Here is a 16,636-nt window from a genome sequence, read left to right as displayed (position 1 = left end):
GAGTTAACGCACGCCTGCGCCTTGGGCGCGAGCTTGTGCTTTTTCCTTATGCTTAACGAGTTGACGATCGATTTTATCGGCTAATGCGTCGATGGCTGCATACATATCGACATCTTCCGCATCGGCATGCAGGTCGGCGCCTGCTGCATGAAGGGTGCATGCCGCCTGCTGGCGCTCCTTCTCAATGGATAAGGTTACTTGTACCGTGGTGATATTGTCGTAATGGCGTTCGACGCGTTCAAGCTTTTCATTAACATAGTCACGCAAGGCGTCAGTCAGTTCTACGTGATGACCAGTGATGTTTACTTGCATTGACGTACTCCTTATCCATCGGACTGTATTTCGATTGTAACCCTTTTTACGGTGTTGCAAAGCCCTTGTCGCGAGTTTTGCTGTTTCTCTTGTACAAAACTGTCTCAAGACCTCCTAAAAGCCTACCTTAAGCGACGGCGTTCACTGGAGGATGGAATGCCCAATGACTCGCGGTATTTGGCCACAGTACGCCGTGCCACCGTAATACCTCCCTCTTCAAGCAGCGTGACCAAACGGCTGTCTGAGAGCGGTTTGCCAGGGGGTTCGTCCTGGATCAGCTTCTTGAGCCGGGCGCGAATCGCCGTGCTTGAGTGGCTGTCGCCCCCGTCTTGACCGCTGATCTGGCTTGAGAAAAAGTATTTAAGCTCAAAGACACCCCGTGGGGTATGAATATATTTCTGCGTTGTCACACGTGAAATGGTGGATTCATGCATTTCCACGGCTTCTGCAATATCCGCAAGAATCAAAGGCTTCATGGCCTCTTCACCTTGCTCTAAAAAGCCGATTTGACGGGTGATGATTTCGCGCCCTACGCGCAGCAGTGTATCGTTGCGGCTGGAGAGGCTTTTGATTAACCAGCGTGCTTCTTGCAAGTGCTCTTTTAAAAACTGGTTATCCTGGCTCTTGTCGGCACGCTTGATCAAGCTGGCGTAGTCGGGCTGGATGCGCAGGCGAGGCAGAGCTTCAGGGTTAAGCTCCAGGTGCCAGCCTTCATGATCGTGGCGTACCACCAGGTCAGGCGTGATATAGCTATCATCGGTCACCCCGTAAGCGCTACCGGGGCGTGGGTCCAGGCTGCGGATCAGGCCAATCACATCGTCTAGCTGCTCATCGTCCAGCCCTAGGCGGCGCTTGAGTAGCCGAATGTCATTTTTGCCGAGTGCTTCCAGAAACTGGCGTACCAGACGGCGCGCCGGGACAAGCAGGGGAGTGTCATCGGGCAGGGTAGCCAGTTGAAGCATCAGGCATTCGCGCAGGTCGCGGGCAAAAACGCCGGTCGGCTCAAACTGCTGCAAACGCATCAGAATGGTTTCCATCTCGCGCTGGCTAAGCGCTTCGATATTTTGAGCGCGCAACCCGTCGCGAATATCGTTTAAGGGCTGCGTCAGGTAGCCGTTGGCATCCAGCGCGTCGATCAAGCTTTCTGCAATCTGCTGTTCACGTGCGCTGAAGTCGGTCATGGCGAGCTGCCAAAGCAAATGACCGTGCAGGCTTTGTCCCGCTGCCTGGCGCTCAAAGTCAGGTCCCTCAGTGCTGCTGCCTGAGCTGCCTACATCCTGATAGGTGTCGGACCAGTCGCTATCAACGGAGAGTTCATTGGGTATGCTTTCCGCCCACTCCGCTTCCTGCGTTTCAACGGCTGCCTGCTCACCGAATTCATCTTCCTGTTCCAGCATCGGATTGGCATCCAGCGCCTGCTGAATTTCCTGACGCAGATCCAATGTGGATAACTGGAGCAGGGCAATGGCCTGCTGCAGCTGAGGTGTCATGGTCAGCTGCGTACCGATACGCAATTGGAGAGAAGCTTTCATGACCATCTGAGAACCACTCGTTACTCGGAAAGCTTTACCCTAGTGCGAGTCATGTTTATGTGCAAGTGCAATAAGCATGCCATTGATAATAATTCTGCTGCAGATCCCTGTTTAGCAGTGAACATAAATTTAAAGACGGAAATCAGCACCCAGGTAAACTTCTCTGACCTTCTGGTTATTGAGAATAGTCTCTGGGCTGCCGCCCGCGATGATATGACCATCGCCCACAATGTAAGCAATATCGCAGATATCCAGCGTTTCGCGCACGTTATGGTCAGTAATTAACACGCCGATATGGCGCTGCTTCAAGGCACGAATGATACTTTTAATTTCGCCGACGGAGATGGGGTCGACCCCGGCAAACGGCTCATCCAGCAGTATGAAGGCAGGCTCTGTGGCCAGTGAGCGGGCAATCTCGACCCGGCGCCGCTCGCCACCCGAAAGGCTCATGCCCAGGTTGTCGCGGATATGCGTAATATGGAAATCTTCAAGCAGCGCTTCGAGGCGTTGCTCGCGGCCAGCGCTATCTAGATCTTTGCGGGTTTCCAGGATCGCCATAATATTATCCGCCACCGACAGTTTGCGGAAAATAGAGGCTTCCTGGGGGAGATAGCCAATGCCTGCCATGGCACGTTCGTGCATGGGGGCGCGGGTCAAATCAAGCTCGTCGATACTTACGGTGCCCGCGTCAGACTTCACCAGGCCCACAATCATGTAAAACGAGGTGGTCTTGCCCGCACCGTTAGGGCCTAGAAGGCCCACAACGCTGCCTTGGGCTATCTCCAGGCTAATATCCTTGACCACACGGCGACGCTTGTAGCTTTTGGCCAAATGATTGGCGTAGAGGGTCTTGATTGGTGGTGATTCCACAGTAGCCATCGGCCACTCCTATTGCGCTGGCTGAAGTGTCATACGAATACGCTGCGGCTCACTGCCGCTCACATCTGAGCGTGCCTGCACTACTTCGCGATCAATAAAGTATTCCAGGCGACCTCCGGTGAACTTGTCGCCCGCCTGAGTCAATTCGGCCTGGTCAATCAGCTCGACGCGCCGTTCAGAGACGTGATAAATCACCCGTTTGCCCCAGCCTTCCATCGGCGTATCCTGGTCTTCCAGCTGGTTACGCAGGTAGGCGCGGTCACCCGTTGCAATCGCACGGGAAAGCTCACCCGCATCGTTACGGAAAATTTCAACGCGATCGCCGCGTAATTGCATATTACCCTGACGAATATTGACGTTGCCTGAATATACGGCCGTGCCCGCACGCTGGTCGAGGTCTAGACGGTCGGCCTCTACTTCAACCGGGGCTTGGCTTGTCTGGGCCGCCGCCGATAGCGGCACCGCAAGCGCAAAAAGCGCAGTGCGAATAAAAGCTTTCATAGCGACTCCTAAGGAGTTTGTGTCACGGGAGGATGGTGCCCGCGTACGTTATCGGTTAACCGGACCTGGCTATCATCAAGCCAGACGTCCATACGTGATGCACTCATGCGCTGGGGCGGCTGTTGCAGTAACGCTGGCGTCTCGCTCCAGGCGTGTCGCGTCAGGCCATCATAGCGCAATAAGTCCGTATCTAGCTGCCAGCCTTCTGACGGGGCGATAAGCCGAGCCTCGCCAGACAGCGTCAGTTCCTGAGTATCCGTATTAAGCTCGCCTTCGTTGGCATTGGCGAGCCACTCACGGTTGTCGCTGTCAAACAGAGTGGCTTCAGGCTGCGTCGCTTGGGCCATGGTGCTTTGGGGTATATATACCAGCAGCGGGGCGGCCAGCGACTGCTGAATGCGCCCCGACTCGCCAAACAGGGTGATCTCGGCATTTTCCAGCACGTGGCCAGGCTCTTCGGCCTGGGCCGCCGGATCAACTGACTGGTCTTGTGGGCCGCGCGGATCCAGCCATACCAGCAGACCCCCTAAAGCAATGACCAAGCCTGCGAGCCAGGCGCGTCTTTTAATCCGGCTAAACATTATGAGCGCCCGGGTAAATAGGTATCGAGTACAGCGTCCCAGTGGCCCTGCGCTTCGAGTAGCGTATCGCAGATTTCACGTACGGCGCCGTGGCCACCTAGGCGATCAGTAATCCAGTCGGCATGCGTATGCATATAATCTGGTGCATTGGGAACCGTAATGCCTATACCGGAGCGCTTGATCGGAGCAAGGTCGGGCAAATCATCACCGCAGTAGGCGACCTGGCTGAGATCCAGATTCAACTGTTGGCAAAGCTCTTTCAGCGTAGTGAGCTTATCCTCGCAGCCCTGATGCACATGGGCTATTCCCAGCGCCGATGCGCGCAGGCTTACCATGGGGGAATCGCGGCCGGTAATAAGGGCCACGTGAATGCCCACGCGTTTAAGCAGTTTCAAACCATGCCCATCCTGGGTATGGAATGCTTTGATCTCAACGCCGTCGGTCTGGAAGTAGAGGCGACCATCGGTGAGAACACCATCAACATCCAGGGCAAGCAGGCGCACATGGCGAAGCCGATCAAGCAGGGTGGTGGGGAGGGCCATAAAGGAATCCTTGTCAGAAAAATAATTAAATAACGCCGCTGGCAAGCAGATCATGCATATGCAGCGCGCCAATGGGCCGCTGTTGATCATCGACTACGGCTAGAGCGGTAATGCGGCTATCTTCCATAATGCGTACTGCTTCGGCGGCCAGTATGTCGGGGCTAATGCGTTTGCCGGGCCGCGTCATGACATCGTCTACTACCACCTCACGAAGGTCGTGAAACTGATCGAGGGTGCGACGTAAATCGCCATCGGTATAAACCCCTGCCAAGCGGCCTTCGCTATCCACCACGCAGGTAAAACCGAGTCCCTGGCGGGTAATTTCAAGCAGTGCATCACGCAGCGGGCTGCCAAGCGCTACCTGTGGCAAACGTATACCATCATGCATGAGATCTTTAACCCGCAATAAAAGCCGTTTGCCTAAGCTGCCGCCTGGATGAGATAACGCAAAATCATCGGCGGTGAAGCCGCGGGCTTCAAGCAAAGCAACGGCAAGGGCATCGCCTAGTGCTAGCGCCGCCGTGGTAGAGCTTGTCGGTGCCAGGTCAAGCGGGCAGGCCTCGCGCTCGACGCCGCTATCCAGGTGCGCATCGGCATGCTTGGCAAGCGTTGAGTTGGGCTTGCCGGTCATGCTGATCAGCGGTGTGCCCAGACGCTTCAGTAAGGGAAGCAGCGCGGTTACCTCAGCAGTTTCGCCGGAATTGGAAAGCGCCAGTACCACGTCGGTACGTGTAATCATGCCTAAGTCACCGTGGCTGGCTTCGCCGGGGTGAACAAAAAAAGCCGGCGTGCCCGTACTGGCAAGCGTCGCGGCAAGCTTTCCGGCAATATGCCCTGACTTGCCCATGCCGGTCACCACTACGCGGCCTTGACAGGCCAGCATTAGTTCACAGGCACGGTCAAAGCTCTCATCAAGCTTGGCCTGAAGGCCGCCGATTGCGGCCTGTTCAATTTGCAGCGTGCGCAAAGCGCTTTCACGCAGCAGGCTAAGGGTAGAGGAGGGTTGAGGCATGGAAATCTCGTTTTGATTGAAACGTTCTGAATGAAACATACAGCGACAAGCCCATAAGAATAACATTTAGTCACTGCGTATAAGCATAGCGTCTTGAAGGGTTTTTATGTCGCATTGGAACGTAGACTCGTCTGTTAGTGCCAATAGAGTTAAGATACGATGTTCGATAATATTTCGAAAACACTGTTTTTAAACTGTAGAATAGGCCAGAAGTACTACTGGCCCGCTCTGAACCAGCGATAATGGGAGTCAATCAACCCATGACAGACGTTCCCTTCATTGAAATTGAAGACGTGCACTTCTCGCGTGGGAGCCATGAGATTTTTCGCGGCATCAATATGGTGATCCCTCAGGGTAAAGTAACTGCGATCATGGGGCCTAGCGGCACGGGCAAAACCACGCTGCTTAAGTTGATAGGGGGACAGTTAACGCCTGAACGCGGGCGCATTCTAGTTGATGGCCAGGACGTGCACCGACTATCAAGAAAGGCGCTATTTACATTACGTAAGCGCATGGGAATGCTGTTTCAAAGCGGCGCGCTGTTTTCGGACCTGGATGTATTTGAAAACGTGGCTTTTCCGCTGCGCGTACACACTGATTTAACGGATGTCATGATCCGTGATCTGGTATTGCTCAAACTTGAGGCCGTTGGGTTGCGCGGTGCTCGTCATCTTACCCCTGCCGAGCTGTCTGGAGGGATGGCAAGACGCGTCGCCCTTGCCCGGGCAATTGCCCTCGACCCAGAGCTGATTCTTTATGATGAGCCTTTTGTCGGCCAGGACCCTATTTCAATGGGCGTGCTTGTGCAGTTAATCAAACGGCTTAATCAGGCGCTTGAGCTCACTTCGGTAGTGGTATCGCACGATATTAAAGAAACGTTGAGCATTGCTGATTACTTGTATCTTTTGGCCGACGGACAGGTGGTTGCCGAAGGGACGCCACACACCCTCAATGCCAACCAGGATCCGCGTGTCAGCCAGTTTGTACATGGCGAGCCTGATGGGCCGGTGCCGTTTCACTATCCCGCCGAGACGCTTTATCGCGATATTCTCGGTCAAGCTACCGCGACTAGGGCAGGGTAATGCACACAAGATTTCAACAAGGCGTCGATCAGATCGCCAGATTAGGGCGAAAAGGGTGCGACGTGATGGAGGCGTTAGGCCGTGCCGGTCTGTTTCTGGCCCAGTCAGCGGTGGGGGTGCCCTCCCGTGAAGGGTGGTATTTGTGGCTTCGCCAGATGCACTTTGTCGGTGTGCTCTCGCTCGCCATTGTCCTCGTTTCGGGGCTATTTATCGGCATGGTGCTGGCGCTGCAGGGCTACACTATTCTGGTTGATTTTGGCGCTGAGCAGGCGCTGGGGCAAATGGTGGCACTTTCACTGCTGCGCGAGCTGGCGCCGGTGGTCGCAGCACTGCTGTTCGCCGGGCGAGCAGGGTCGGCACTCACCGCTGAAATCGGCTTGATGAAGGCAACCGAGCAGCTGACCAGCATGGAAATGATTGGGGTAGACCCTTTGCGCCGGGTCATTGCACCCAGGCTCTGGGCCGGCTTTGTGGCGCTGCCGATTCTTACCGTAGGGTTTGGTGTAGTGGGTATCTGGGGCGGCTATCTAGTAGGGGTGGAGTGGTTGGGCGTCTTCGAAGGCTCTTACTGGAGCAATATGCAGGCCAGCGTCTCTTTTGTCAGCGATGTGGGTAACGGCATTATCAAGAGCTTGGTTTTCGCTGTGGTGGTCACCTGGATCGCTGTGTTCCAGGGATATGATCTGGTGCCTACGTCTGAAGGTATTTCGCGCGCTACCACGCGCACGGTGGTGTATTCGTCGCTTGCGGTGCTGGGGCTTGATTTTGTATTAACCGCCGTCATGTTCGGCGGTCTTTAAGGGGTGGAGTGATTTCATGAAGCGCAGTAAAACCATGGAGTTTGGTGTCGGCCTGTTTATGCTGGCGGGAATTGTCGGGCTGGTGTTTCTGGGCCTGCGTGTAAGTGGCTTAAGCCTTTCCGCCCCTTCTGAAACGTTCCGTCTGGAAGCTAACTTTGCCAATATCGGGGGGCTGAAGCCCCGTGCCCGGGTCACCATGGCAGGCGTTACGGTGGGGCGCGTAGAGTCGATTGATCTGGATACTGAATGGTATGACGCCAATGTCACGCTACGCTTGGATAATGACCTGGAAGGCCAGCTGTCCCAGGATACCACCGCGGCGATTCTCACTGCTGGCTTACTGGGCGAGCAGTATATCGGTTTAAGCGTAGGCGGTGACCCGGCAGTATTGGAAGATGGCGATACCATACGCGATACGCAGTCGGCGCTGGTGCTAGAAGAACTTATCCAGCAATTTGTATCCAATATGGCTAGTAACTAAACGTTAAGTAGAAGAGGTGAAGGTAATGCGAAAAACGACACTGCCGTTAATGCGTTGGCTGGTTGCTCTGATGGTGCTGGCATTGGCACTGCCGCTTCAGGCCCAGGCTCAATCACAGTCACCTGAAGCGATGGTTCGCGAAAACGTGGATGCGCTGATGGGTGAGATCGAAGGCAAAAAAGACTACTACGCAAGCAATATCGATGAGCTTGAAGCGCTGGTTGACGATAGCCTTGAAGATGTGGCGGATTTTCGCTACATCGGCGCAAGCGTGATGGGTAGCTACTTTCGTAACGCGACACCTGAGCAGCGCAGCCGCTTTGCGGATGTTTTCCGTCAAACCTTGATTGATACTTACACGCGCGGTTTGGTGACCTTTGATTATCAGGATCTGCGCGTACTGGATAATCAGCGCAGCCAACGCTATGAAGACCAGGCCAGCGTGGATATGGAAGTGGTGGCCACCAATGGTCAGGTTTATCCGGTTAGCTACAGCCTGCGCCTTTCAGGCGGTGACTGGCGTGTAGTAAACGTGATCGTCAACGGTATTAACTTGGGCTTGACCTTCCGTAACCAGTTTGATCAGGCAATGCGCGAAAACAATCGTGATTACGACGCGGTTATTCGTGCCTGGGCGCCTGAAATTGGCGTAGACGAGTTAGAGCAAGGGGGCGATGCGTGACGCTGTTGCTGTCACAGTCACAGGTAAGCCTTAAGGTAGAGCAGGGCACGCTATATGTGGCCGGCGATGCCGGTATGGCAACGGCGGCTGAGCTTGCCGCCGTTGGCAGCAAGTGGCTAAAGGCTACTGAGTTAAACGCAGTGGCGCTTGATTTTAGCGGCGTTCAAAAAGCCAGTAGTGCCGTCGTCAGCGTGCTATTTGAGTGGCTACGCACCTGTCAGGCATGCGAGATCACGGTTAGCGGCGTAATGCTTTCTGCACCGCTTGAGCGTTTAGCCGCTTTGTCTGAAGTTGAAGCATTGATTCATTCGCCGACCCTCGCCCGTTAGGGTTGGCACCCTTGGCATCGCCAAGCGTGTCGCTTTTCTTTATTATGTTGCCCTATTAGCATTATTCACACTGACCCGAAGGAGTTTCCTGTCTCATGCAACCCAATGAGGTAAAAGCGCTGCTTGAATCCCGTGTCGACGGATGTGAGTTCCATATCCAGGGCGAAGGCTGTAATTTCCAAGTGATTGCGGTTGGTGAAGCCTTTGAAGGTCTCTCTCCGGTTAAGCGTCAGCAATTGGTTTACGCAGCGCTCAGTGATGAGATCGCTTCAGGCGCTCTGCACGCCATTAGCATTAAGACGTTTACTCCGACGCAGTGGTCCACTGCGTCGGAAAACGCCCAGTAACGGCGGCTGCATGGATAAGTTAATTATTACCGGCAACGGATCGGTCGACGGTGAAGTCTGGGTAAGCGGTGCCAAAAATGCCGCGCTGCCTATTTTATGTGCCACCCTCTTGGCGGATGGCCCGGTAGTCATTGGTAACCTGCCGCATCTTCAGGATATCACTACCACGCTTGAACTATTGGGCCGCATGGGCGTTGAGCCCGTCATGGGTGAAAAGCTCAGCATTCAGCTGGATGGCTCGCAAGTGACGCATTGCCACGCGCCTTATGAGCTGGTCAAGAAGATGCGCGCCTCTATTCTGGTATTGGGTCCGCTGCTTGCTCATTTTGGCGAGGCGGATGTATCGCTGCCCGGCGGCTGCGCGATCGGTTCGCGTCCGGTTGATCTGCATATTCGTGGCCTTGAAGCCATGGGTGCTGATATTCGTGTTGAGAGCGGGTATATCCGTGCTCGTGTTGATGGTCGCTTAAAAGGCGCCACGATCTTCTTCGATACGGTGACGGTCACGGGGACTGAAAACCTGCTGATGGCGGCAACGCTTGCCGAGGGCAAAACCGTTCTTGAGAACGCTGCTCGCGAGCCGGAAATTGTCGACCTTGCTGAGTGCCTGATCAAAATGGGTGCCAATATCCGTGGTCACGGTACTGATACGATTGTGATTGAAGGTGTCGAGAAGCTTCATGGTTGCCACCATGACGTGATGCCGGATCGCATCGAAACCGGTACTTTCCTGGTTGCTGCCGCCATGACTGGCGGGCGAGTAAAGGTAAAGCGTACGCGAGCGGATATTCTCGATGCGGTGCTTGCCAAGCTTGAGGAGGCGGGTGCCGAGATCACCACCGGTGATGATTGGATCGCTCTGGATATGCATGGCAAGCGGCCAAAAGCCGTCAATATACGCACCGCGCCTTATCCGGCTTTCCCAACCGACATGCAGGCGCAGTTCGTTGCCATGAATGCGGTGGCCACTGGGCACTCGCGGGTGGTGGAAACCATCTTCGAAAACCGCTTTATGCACGTGCAAGAGCTTAACCGCATGGGGGCGGATATCACACTGGAAGGCAACACTGCGCTAATCAATGGCGTAGAAAAGCTTTCCGGTGCTCCCGTGATGGCTACTGATCTGCGCGCCTCAGCCTCTCTGGTGATCGCGGCGATGATGGCGGAAGGCGAAACGCTGGTCGACCGTATCTACCATATTGATCGTGGCTACGAGTGTATCGAAGAGAAATTGCAGCTGCTGGGTGCACGCATTCGCCGTATTCCTGGCTAAGCCATGCTATTAACCATTGGCCAATACAATGAGTAAGCAACTAATTTTAGCCCTTTCCAAAGGGCGCATTTTGGATGAAACGCTACCACTGCTCGCCGATGCAGGTATTACGCCAGCGGAAGATTTAGGCAAGTGTCGTAAGCTGCTGTTTGACACCAATCTGCCTGATGTAAAGCTGGTAGTCATTCGGGCAACCGACGTGCCTACCTATGTACAGCTGGGTGCTGCTGACCTGGGTATTGCGGGTAAAGACGTTCTTCTGGAGCATGGCGCCGAAGGCCTGTATGAGCCGTTGGATTTGGAAATTGCCCGCTGCAAGCTGATGACGGCGGGCGTTACCGGACAGCAGCCAGCGCTTGCGCGCCGACGCGTTGCGACCAAGTTTGTCGATATTGCCCGACGTTACTATGCCGAGCAGGGTATTCAGGCCGAAGTCATCAAGCTTTACGGTGCGATGGAGCTGGCGCCTTTGATGAACTTGGCCGATGAAATCGTGGATATTGTGGATACCGGCAATACGCTGCGTGCCAATGGCATGGAGCCGCGTGAGCTGATTGCCCATATCAGTACGCGCTTGGTGGTTAATAAGGCCGCCATGACCATGAAGCACGAGCGTATCAAGCCACTGTTGGCACGCTTGGATAGCGCAGTTAAAAAGCGCCAGGCCCTCGCAACTGAATGATCCGGGAGAGTTTATGAGCACTATGTCTTCAGCCAGTACGGCTACTATATCCCGGCTCTCAACGCTTGATGCCACGTTTGATCAGCACCTGGGGGCGCTCCTGGATTGGGAGGGCGTCTCGGATTCGGCGGTTCAGTCACGTGTTGATGAAATTTTGAGCGATGTTAAGCAACGTGGCGACGCCGCAGTGATTGAGGCGACCAATCGCTTTGACCGGCTATCGGTTGAAGGGATGGAAGAGCTGCGCTTAAAGCCCGAGCAGCTAAAACAGGCCTTCGATAACCTGCCTGCTGAGCAACGCGATGCGCTTGCCAGCGCCGCTGAGCGTATAAGGCTTTATCACGAACGCCAAAAACCCACGTCCTGGCAGTATGAGGAAGCCGACGGCACCGTGCTTGGCCAGCAGGTAACCGCGCTTGATCGGGCGGGTATCTACGTGCCGGGTGGCAAGGCTGCCTATCCATCGTCTGTATTGATGAATGCGATCCCGGCGCACGTGGCTGGCGTTCGTGAAATCGTCATGGTGGTGCCTACGCCGGATGGTGTTGTGAACGAGCTGGTTTTGGCGGCCGCTCACCTGGCAGGTGTTGACTATGTCTTCACCATCGGCGGCGCCCAGGCTATCGCCGCGATGGCATACGGTACCGAGACCGTGCCGAGAGTGGACAAGATTGTAGGCCCCGGCAATATTTATGTTGCCACGGCAAAGCGCGCGGTATTCGGGCAAGTGGGCATCGATATGATCGCGGGACCTTCAGAAATTCTGGTGGTGTCCGACGGGCAAACCGATCCTGACTGGCTGGCGATGGATCTGTTTTCTCAGGCAGAGCATGACGAGGATGCTCAGGCAATTCTGGTGAGCTGGGATAGCGCGCATCTGGATGCGGTAGCGGCCTCCATTGAGCGCCTGCTGCCTACTCTGGATCGCGAAGGCATTGTGCGTGAGTCATTGAGCCGCCGCGGCGCGCTGATTCTTTGCCAGGATAAAGCCGACGCGATTGCCATGATTAACCGTATTGCGCCAGAGCACTTGGAGCTTTCTGTCGAAGCGCCCGATACATGGTTGGGCGAGGTTCGTCATGCGGGTGCCATCTTTATGGGGCGCTACACGGCAGAGGCGCTCGGCGATTACTGTGCAGGTCCTAACCATGTTCTGCCCACGTCGGGCACAGCGCGCTTCTCATCGCCTCTGGGTGTCTACGACTTTCAGAAGCGCTCTTCGATTATTCACTGTTCAAGTGAAGGCGCTTCAGAGCTTGGCAAGGTTGCCTCTGTTTTGGCGCGTGGAGAGTCGCTGACCGCACATGCGCGGTCAGCTGAGTACCGTATCCGCAACTGAGCTATCCATAGCTGAGGTATTTGCGTCAGGCGAGCCTCAGGAGTCACTGGGTCGCTCGCCTGCCGGCGCATCATTGATAATCGGGCGTTCGCCCACTTCAAGCGTTACGTCTATCCGCTCGCCGCTACGTACTATGGTGAGCGGTAACGATGTACCGGGTTCGATGGAGGCAATGTTGCTCATGGTGGCGCGGGCATCCAGAACGGTTTTTCCGTCAACCGACAGCAAAATATCGCCGGGCTGAAGGCCTGCTTTATCTGCCGGGCCGCCACTGACGACGCCTGCCACAATAACCCCTTGAGGGGTGCGTAATCCAAACGAGGCGGCCAGTTCCCGGGATAGCGCCTGCGCTTCGATGCCCAGCCAGCCACGAATAACCCGACCTTGAGTTACCAGTTCATCTAAAATGCTGTGTGCAAGGTTGGCGGGGATCGCAAAGCCGATACCTTGAGAGCCGCCCGAGCGGGAAAATATCGCAGTATTGATACCCACCAGTGCCCCGTCGGGGTTGACCAGTGCGCCGCCGGAATTACCGGGATTGATCGCCGCATCGGTCTGAATAAAGTCTTCGTAGGCATTTAGTCCTAAATGGCTTCGCCCCGTGGCGCTAATAATGCCCATGGTTACGGTTTGGCCAACGCCAAAGGGATTACCGATCGCCAGTGCCACATCACCCACGGCGACATCTTCTGAGTCAGCCATTTCAATAACCGGTAGGTCTTCAAGATTGATACGCAGAACGGCCAAATCGCTTTCTGGGTCGGTGCCGATGACTTCGGCAAGGGTTTCGCGGCCATCGCGTAGCGCGACCTGGATCTCGTCTGCGCCATTAATGACGTGATGGTTGGTCAATACATAGCCATCGTGGCTGATGATAACCCCTGACCCGAGGCTTGAGAGCATACGCTGGTGCGTCGTAGCGTCATCGCCATTAAAAAATTGCTGGAAGAAAGGATCCGACATCAAGGGGTGCTGGTCACGCTCGACAATGCGCGACGAGTAAACGTTAACCACCGCAGGGGCGGCCTGATTGACCGCGTGTGAATAGCTGGCCGGGCCCTGGTCGCGGGAAAGGGGCGCTGCCTGGCGAACTTCGGGCGCCGGACGGCTGCTTGCCTGCTCGCTTGCGGTGACTAGCGGCGAGGCGGGTGTCTGCGCAGGTGCGGGCGCATTATTAAATGGATTGGGTATGTGCTCTGGAAATGCAAATAAAAGCAGGGCAGCGAGCAGTACCCCGGTCAAAATAGGCCATACATAAGGCAGCACAAAGCGGTGCATGCAAAAATTCCTCAGCGGGTAGTGGTCTTATCAAATGTGAGGTTCGCGATAACACGAAGCGAGTTTTACTATGGCATGATGGTAACACTTTCTAGCTTAGTTCCTCACGGTAGTCAGAGAATCATTAAAGGAGTCTTTGTGACCCATCGCGATCAGATAGTAGCCGCTTGCGACCATCAGTTGCGGGCTTCGACATTTAAGGATTTTACCATCAATGGTTTGCAGGTGGCCGGACGCGAGCAGGTGAGTCGCGTGATGACGGGCGTCACTGCTTGCCAGGCGCTATTGGATGAAGCTGTCGCTTGGCAGGCCGATATGGTCTTGGTTCACCATGGCTATTTTTGGAAAAATGAACCGGTCGCGATTACCGGCATGAAATATAAGCGCATCAAAACACTGATGGATCATGAGATTAACTTGCTTGCCTATCACTTGCCGCTTGATGCACACAGTGAAATGGGTAACAACGCAGAGCTTGCCAGACGTTTAGGCTGGAAAGTGGAGGGCTGTCTGGACGGTGAGTTGGGCGAGGGATTTCTCTGGTCGGGGCGCTTGCCTCAGGCACAGCGTATTCACACCCTGGCGGTTCAGATAGCTGGTACGTTGCATCGTTCTCCGCTGGTGATTGAGGCGGATAATGACAACGATATTGAGCGAATTGCGTGGTGTACAGGCGGGGCGCAGGACATGATTACGGCTGCTTATGACGCCGGTGCCCAGGCCTTTATATCAGGGGAGATTTCCGAGCGGACGACTCATCTGGCGCGCGAGTTGGGCATTCACTATATTGCCGCGGGGCATCATGCCACCGAGCGTTACGGCGTTCAGGCGCTGGGGGAGTGGTTGGCTGCTGAGCACGGGATTGAGCACCGCTTTGTCGATATAGATAACCCCGCCTGACCATGCGACAGGGGGCGGGCAGCCTTCATCGCTGCCCGCCCTTCGCTTAATAAGCAGCGCTGGCTTAATAGCGGGGTGGTTGAGGGGCGTTCGTGTTCGTGGCGCTATCTTTTAGGCCGAAATTCTCTGATAGCGTGCCGTTTTTGCCATCGGCATAGTCGCGAGGCGTCGTTAGCGGGCTATCTGAAGCCTGGCTGGCAGTTGGTTGGTGTATCGGCTGGCGCTCTTTGAGCTCAGGCGGGGTGCTGCTGCCTAGGTGCCACTCCTCGGCATCCTCTCTGATCTGGTGTTCAAGCTGGTCGGCCTCGGACCGAATGCTGTCCAGGCGTTGAAAAACGCCGGTGAGATGGCCGCCCATCCCTTTCTTGAGCTCGGCAATTTGATGTTCTCGTTCCAGCAGTGTTTGGCGCAAGGAGGCATTGTTACGCTCTCCTTTACTGAACAAACGGTAGCATCCTAAACCGATGATGAAGCCGATAATGATGCCAACAATGGCAAAGGTATAAGGCGAGCTTGCTTCCACAGTTTTCTCCCTGACGCTTGATGCGCTCCGCCAATGTAAGGTGAGCGGTTTGCGAACGAACAATCTTCATTATAAGCGTCGATTGGTTGGTTAGGTCAATCCAACCATGCGCTTAGAGTGTTCGCCGCGTATAATCACCCCTTTTTGAAGGGCGGTCGGTCGCATCGTCAACACCGTCGTAATACGTTTTGGAGGCGATTAAATGCCATCTACTTCTGCAGATAAAAAGGTGAGTCCGTCATCTCGACCAACGCCGATCGAGCGCTATCGCGCTGATTTAACGCGCGAAGACTTTCAGTATGATGCGGCTCAGGAGTCGGCAGTCAAACATCTGCAGCGGCTTTATGACGATTTGATCGCCGCGCCGACTACCGTGCCTAAAACGGTGATCGCCAACAGAGGACTCAAGGCCAAGATGGCGGGCCTGTTTGGTAAATCAGCGTCTTCAGGCGAGCCAGCCTTGCCTCAGGTGCGTGGCCTGTATTTCTGGGGTGGCGTGGGGCGCGGCAAAACGTATCTAGTGGATACCTTTTATGAGGCGCTACCTTTTCCCGAAAAGATGCGCACCCACTTCCATCGGTTTATGCAGCGGGTTCACAATGAGCTGACCCACTATAAAGGCGAAAAAAATCCGCTTACCTTAATTGCCGGTAAGTTCGCCTCGGAAGCGCGAGTGATCTGCTTTGATGAGTTTTTTGTCAAAGACATTACCGATGCCATGATTCTGGCGAATTTAATGGAAGCGTTGTTTGAACGTGGGGTTGTGCTGGTCGCTACGTCCAATATCGTACCCGATGACCTTTATAAGGATGGTCTGCAGCGGGCGCGCTTCCTGCCTGCTATCGACTTGGTCAAGCGCCACTGCGATGTCGTTAACGTTGATTCCGGCGTGGACTACCGGCTGCGTGCGCTTGAACGCGCTGAAATTTTTCACTCGCCGCTGGATAAGGCGGCAGAGCTGGAGCTTGCGCGCAGTTTTCGGGAGATCGCCGGGCAGGAAGGTGAGGCAGATGCCCCGCTGGAAATTAATCACCGGGTGCTTAAAACCCGTAGGCTTCAGGAAAATGTCGCGTGGTTCGAGTTTTTGGAACTGTGCGACGGGCCGCGTAGCCAGAACGACTATATCGAGCTTGCGCGAGGTTTTAATGCCGTGCTGGTGTCCAACGTCACGCCAATGGATGCAAAGCATGATGATCAGGCGCGTCGGTTTATCAACATGGTCGACGAATTTTATGACCGTGGCGTAAAGCTTTTAATGTCCGCAGAAGTACCTATTGAGTCGCTTTATAGTGGCGGTAAGCTAACCTTTGAGTTTCAACGCACGCTGTCGCGGCTTCAGGAGATGCAGTCGCGCGAATATCTGGCGTTGCCCCATAAGCCTTGATCCCATAAGCCTTGATAGAACGCTATGGCTGTTTTGCCGAAGCGGCAGGGTAGAGAAAAAACATCGATAGGCCTTAACTTGTCGAGTGTCTTACTGTAGAATGCCGCCTCGCTGCATGTTGCTAAGGTAATTTCCTGGCAACCAAAAAAAATAGGGATGGTGCTTCACCGCTTGGCG

Annotated in this window: 20 protein-coding genes; 11 read left to right on the top strand and 9 right to left on the bottom strand. The window is 54.9% G+C overall.

Annotated features, from left to right (window positions below; translation table 11 throughout):
* Positions 1-3: 3 nt before the first annotated feature.
* From hpf to ACT3XD_RS00620, 7 genes are all read right to left on the bottom strand, one after another.
* On the bottom strand, positions 4-312 hold the full coding sequence (hpf, locus tag ACT3XD_RS00650; RefSeq protein ID WP_018915735.1) for a ribosome hibernation-promoting factor, HPF/YfiA family: 309 nt from the start codon (positions 310-312) through the stop codon (positions 4-6).
* Positions 313-434: 122 nt separating this feature from the next.
* Complete coding sequence (locus ACT3XD_RS00645) at positions 435-1,850, bottom strand: RNA polymerase factor sigma-54 (RefSeq protein ID WP_192537168.1); 1,416 nt, start codon at positions 1,848-1,850, stop codon at positions 435-437.
* Between the two features lie 123 nt (positions 1,851-1,973).
* Positions 1,974-2,723, bottom strand: a complete 750-nt coding sequence (gene lptB / locus ACT3XD_RS00640) for an LPS export ABC transporter ATP-binding protein (RefSeq protein WP_018915737.1) — start codon at positions 2,721-2,723, stop codon at positions 1,974-1,976.
* A 9-nt stretch (positions 2,724-2,732) separates the two neighbouring features.
* Positions 2,733-3,224 (bottom strand): lipopolysaccharide transport periplasmic protein LptA, encoded by a 492-nt coding sequence (lptA, locus tag ACT3XD_RS00635; RefSeq protein WP_192537170.1) that lies wholly within the window; start codon positions 3,222-3,224, stop codon positions 2,733-2,735.
* An 8-nt stretch (positions 3,225-3,232) separates the two neighbouring features.
* Positions 3,233-3,805 (bottom strand): LPS export ABC transporter periplasmic protein LptC, encoded by a 573-nt coding sequence (gene lptC / locus ACT3XD_RS00630; RefSeq protein WP_192537171.1) that lies wholly within the window; start codon positions 3,803-3,805, stop codon positions 3,233-3,235.
* Positions 3,805-4,347, bottom strand: coding sequence for a KdsC family phosphatase (locus ACT3XD_RS00625; RefSeq protein ID WP_192537173.1), 543 nt, complete (start codon positions 4,345-4,347; stop codon positions 3,805-3,807). The genes lptC and ACT3XD_RS00625 overlap by 1 nt, the downstream gene beginning before the upstream one ends.
* A 25-nt stretch (positions 4,348-4,372) precedes the next feature.
* Positions 4,373-5,359: a KpsF/GutQ family sugar-phosphate isomerase gene (locus tag ACT3XD_RS00620; RefSeq protein ID WP_192537175.1), complete on the bottom strand. Its 987-nt coding sequence runs from the start codon at positions 5,357-5,359 to the stop codon at positions 4,373-4,375.
* Between the two features lie 260 nt (positions 5,360-5,619).
* Here ACT3XD_RS00620 and ACT3XD_RS00615 point away from each other — a divergent pair, with 260 nt between their 5' ends.
* From ACT3XD_RS00615 to hisD, 9 genes are all read left to right on the top strand, one after another.
* A complete protein-coding gene (locus ACT3XD_RS00615; RefSeq protein ID WP_192537177.1) occupies positions 5,620-6,441 on the top strand; it encodes an ABC transporter ATP-binding protein in 822 nt (273 codons plus the stop codon).
* On the top strand, positions 6,441-7,241 hold the full coding sequence (gene mlaE, locus ACT3XD_RS00610; RefSeq protein WP_192537179.1) for a lipid asymmetry maintenance ABC transporter permease subunit MlaE: 801 nt from the start codon (positions 6,441-6,443) through the stop codon (positions 7,239-7,241). The genes ACT3XD_RS00615 and mlaE overlap by 1 nt, the downstream gene beginning before the upstream one ends.
* Before the next feature lie 16 nt (positions 7,242-7,257).
* Positions 7,258-7,722 carry an outer membrane lipid asymmetry maintenance protein MlaD gene (gene mlaD / locus ACT3XD_RS00605; protein ID WP_192537180.1) on the top strand — a complete coding sequence of 155 codons (465 nt, stop codon included), beginning with the start codon at positions 7,258-7,260 and terminating at the stop codon, positions 7,720-7,722.
* A gap of 25 nt (positions 7,723-7,747) precedes the next feature.
* Positions 7,748-8,404, top strand: a complete 657-nt coding sequence (locus ACT3XD_RS00600) for an MlaC/ttg2D family ABC transporter substrate-binding protein (RefSeq protein ID WP_192537182.1) — start codon at positions 7,748-7,750, stop codon at positions 8,402-8,404.
* Positions 8,401-8,733, top strand: a complete 333-nt coding sequence (locus ACT3XD_RS00595) for an STAS domain-containing protein (protein WP_192537184.1) — start codon at positions 8,401-8,403, stop codon at positions 8,731-8,733. Before ACT3XD_RS00600 ends, ACT3XD_RS00595 begins: the two co-directional genes overlap by 4 nt.
* 95 nt (positions 8,734-8,828) lie before the next feature.
* The gene (locus ACT3XD_RS00590; protein WP_192537186.1) at positions 8,829-9,080 is read left to right on the top strand and encodes a BolA family protein; all 252 of its coding nucleotides are present in this window, start codon (positions 8,829-8,831) and stop codon (positions 9,078-9,080) included.
* A 10-nt stretch (positions 9,081-9,090) separates the two neighbouring features.
* Positions 9,091-10,353: a UDP-N-acetylglucosamine 1-carboxyvinyltransferase gene (murA, locus tag ACT3XD_RS00585; protein ID WP_018915748.1), complete on the top strand. Its 1,263-nt coding sequence runs from the start codon at positions 9,091-9,093 to the stop codon at positions 10,351-10,353.
* A gap of 28 nt (positions 10,354-10,381) precedes the next feature.
* Positions 10,382-11,035 carry an ATP phosphoribosyltransferase gene (gene hisG / locus ACT3XD_RS00580; protein ID WP_192537188.1) on the top strand — a complete coding sequence of 218 codons (654 nt, stop codon included), beginning with the start codon at positions 10,382-10,384 and terminating at the stop codon, positions 11,033-11,035.
* Positions 11,036-11,057: 22 nt separating this feature from the next.
* Positions 11,058-12,374, top strand: a complete 1,317-nt coding sequence (gene hisD, locus ACT3XD_RS00575; protein WP_192537323.1) for a histidinol dehydrogenase — start codon at positions 11,058-11,060, stop codon at positions 12,372-12,374.
* A gap of 36 nt (positions 12,375-12,410) precedes the next feature.
* Here hisD and ACT3XD_RS00570 read toward each other — a convergent pair whose 3' ends face one another.
* Positions 12,411-13,652 (bottom strand): Do family serine endopeptidase, encoded by a 1,242-nt coding sequence (locus ACT3XD_RS00570; protein WP_192537190.1) that lies wholly within the window; start codon positions 13,650-13,652, stop codon positions 12,411-12,413.
* Positions 13,653-13,790: 138 nt separating this feature from the next.
* Here ACT3XD_RS00570 and ACT3XD_RS00565 point away from each other — a divergent pair, with 138 nt between their 5' ends.
* Positions 13,791-14,552 carry a Nif3-like dinuclear metal center hexameric protein gene (locus tag ACT3XD_RS00565; RefSeq protein ID WP_192537195.1) on the top strand — a complete coding sequence of 254 codons (762 nt, stop codon included), beginning with the start codon at positions 13,791-13,793 and terminating at the stop codon, positions 14,550-14,552.
* A 64-nt stretch (positions 14,553-14,616) separates the two neighbouring features.
* Here ACT3XD_RS00565 and ACT3XD_RS00560 read toward each other — a convergent pair whose 3' ends face one another.
* On the bottom strand, positions 14,617-15,075 hold the full coding sequence (locus ACT3XD_RS00560; RefSeq protein WP_192537197.1) for a ZapG family protein: 459 nt from the start codon (positions 15,073-15,075) through the stop codon (positions 14,617-14,619).
* Positions 15,076-15,277: 202 nt separating this feature from the next.
* Here ACT3XD_RS00560 and zapE point away from each other — a divergent pair, with 202 nt between their 5' ends.
* Positions 15,278-16,459: a cell division protein ZapE gene (gene zapE / locus ACT3XD_RS00555; protein ID WP_192537199.1), complete on the top strand. Its 1,182-nt coding sequence runs from the start codon at positions 15,278-15,280 to the stop codon at positions 16,457-16,459.
* The last annotated feature ends 177 nt before the right edge of the window (positions 16,460-16,636 follow it).

The organism is Halomonas sp. AOP7-B1-5 (assembly GCF_052353045.1).
GTDB classification, from domain to species: domain Bacteria; phylum Pseudomonadota; class Gammaproteobacteria; order Pseudomonadales; family Halomonadaceae; genus Vreelandella; species Vreelandella colorata.
Note: the sequence above shows the minus strand (reverse complement) of the source record. Positions and strands in the feature narration are given on the sequence as shown.

Bases quoted from the DNA above. Each gene is read 5' to 3' on its own strand.
- hpf (WP_018915735.1), bottom strand. From the start codon at position 312: ATGCAAGTAAACATCACTGGTCATCACGTAGAACTGACTGACGCCTTG.
- ACT3XD_RS00645 (WP_192537168.1), bottom strand. From the start codon at position 1,850: ATGGTCATGAAAGCTTCTCTCCAATTGCGTATCGGTACGCAGCTGACC.
- lptB (WP_018915737.1), bottom strand. From the start codon at position 2,723: ATGGCTACTGTGGAATCACCACCAATCAAGACCCTCTACGCCAATCAT.
- lptA (WP_192537170.1), bottom strand. From the start codon at position 3,224: ATGAAAGCTTTTATTCGCACTGCGCTTTTTGCGCTTGCGGTGCCGCTA.
- lptC (WP_192537171.1), bottom strand. From the start codon at position 3,805: ATGTTTAGCCGGATTAAAAGACGCGCCTGGCTCGCAGGCTTGGTCATT.
- ACT3XD_RS00625 (WP_192537173.1), bottom strand. From the start codon at position 4,347: ATGGCCCTCCCCACCACCCTGCTTGATCGGCTTCGCCATGTGCGCCTG.
- ACT3XD_RS00620 (WP_192537175.1), bottom strand. From the start codon at position 5,359: ATGCCTCAACCCTCCTCTACCCTTAGCCTGCTGCGTGAAAGCGCTTTG.
- ACT3XD_RS00615 (WP_192537177.1), top strand. From the start codon at position 5,620: ATGACAGACGTTCCCTTCATTGAAATTGAAGACGTGCACTTCTCGCGT.
- mlaE (WP_192537179.1), top strand. From the start codon at position 6,441: ATGCACACAAGATTTCAACAAGGCGTCGATCAGATCGCCAGATTAGGG.
- mlaD (WP_192537180.1), top strand. From the start codon at position 7,258: ATGAAGCGCAGTAAAACCATGGAGTTTGGTGTCGGCCTGTTTATGCTG.
- ACT3XD_RS00600 (WP_192537182.1), top strand. From the start codon at position 7,748: ATGCGAAAAACGACACTGCCGTTAATGCGTTGGCTGGTTGCTCTGATG.
- ACT3XD_RS00590 (WP_192537186.1), top strand. From the start codon at position 8,829: ATGCAACCCAATGAGGTAAAAGCGCTGCTTGAATCCCGTGTCGACGGA.
- murA (WP_018915748.1), top strand. From the start codon at position 9,091: ATGGATAAGTTAATTATTACCGGCAACGGATCGGTCGACGGTGAAGTC.
- hisG (WP_192537188.1), top strand. From the start codon at position 10,382: ATGAGTAAGCAACTAATTTTAGCCCTTTCCAAAGGGCGCATTTTGGAT.
- hisD (WP_192537323.1), top strand. From the start codon at position 11,058: ATGTCTTCAGCCAGTACGGCTACTATATCCCGGCTCTCAACGCTTGAT.
- ACT3XD_RS00570 (WP_192537190.1), bottom strand. From the start codon at position 13,652: ATGCACCGCTTTGTGCTGCCTTATGTATGGCCTATTTTGACCGGGGTA.
- zapE (WP_192537199.1), top strand. From the start codon at position 15,278: ATGCCATCTACTTCTGCAGATAAAAAGGTGAGTCCGTCATCTCGACCA.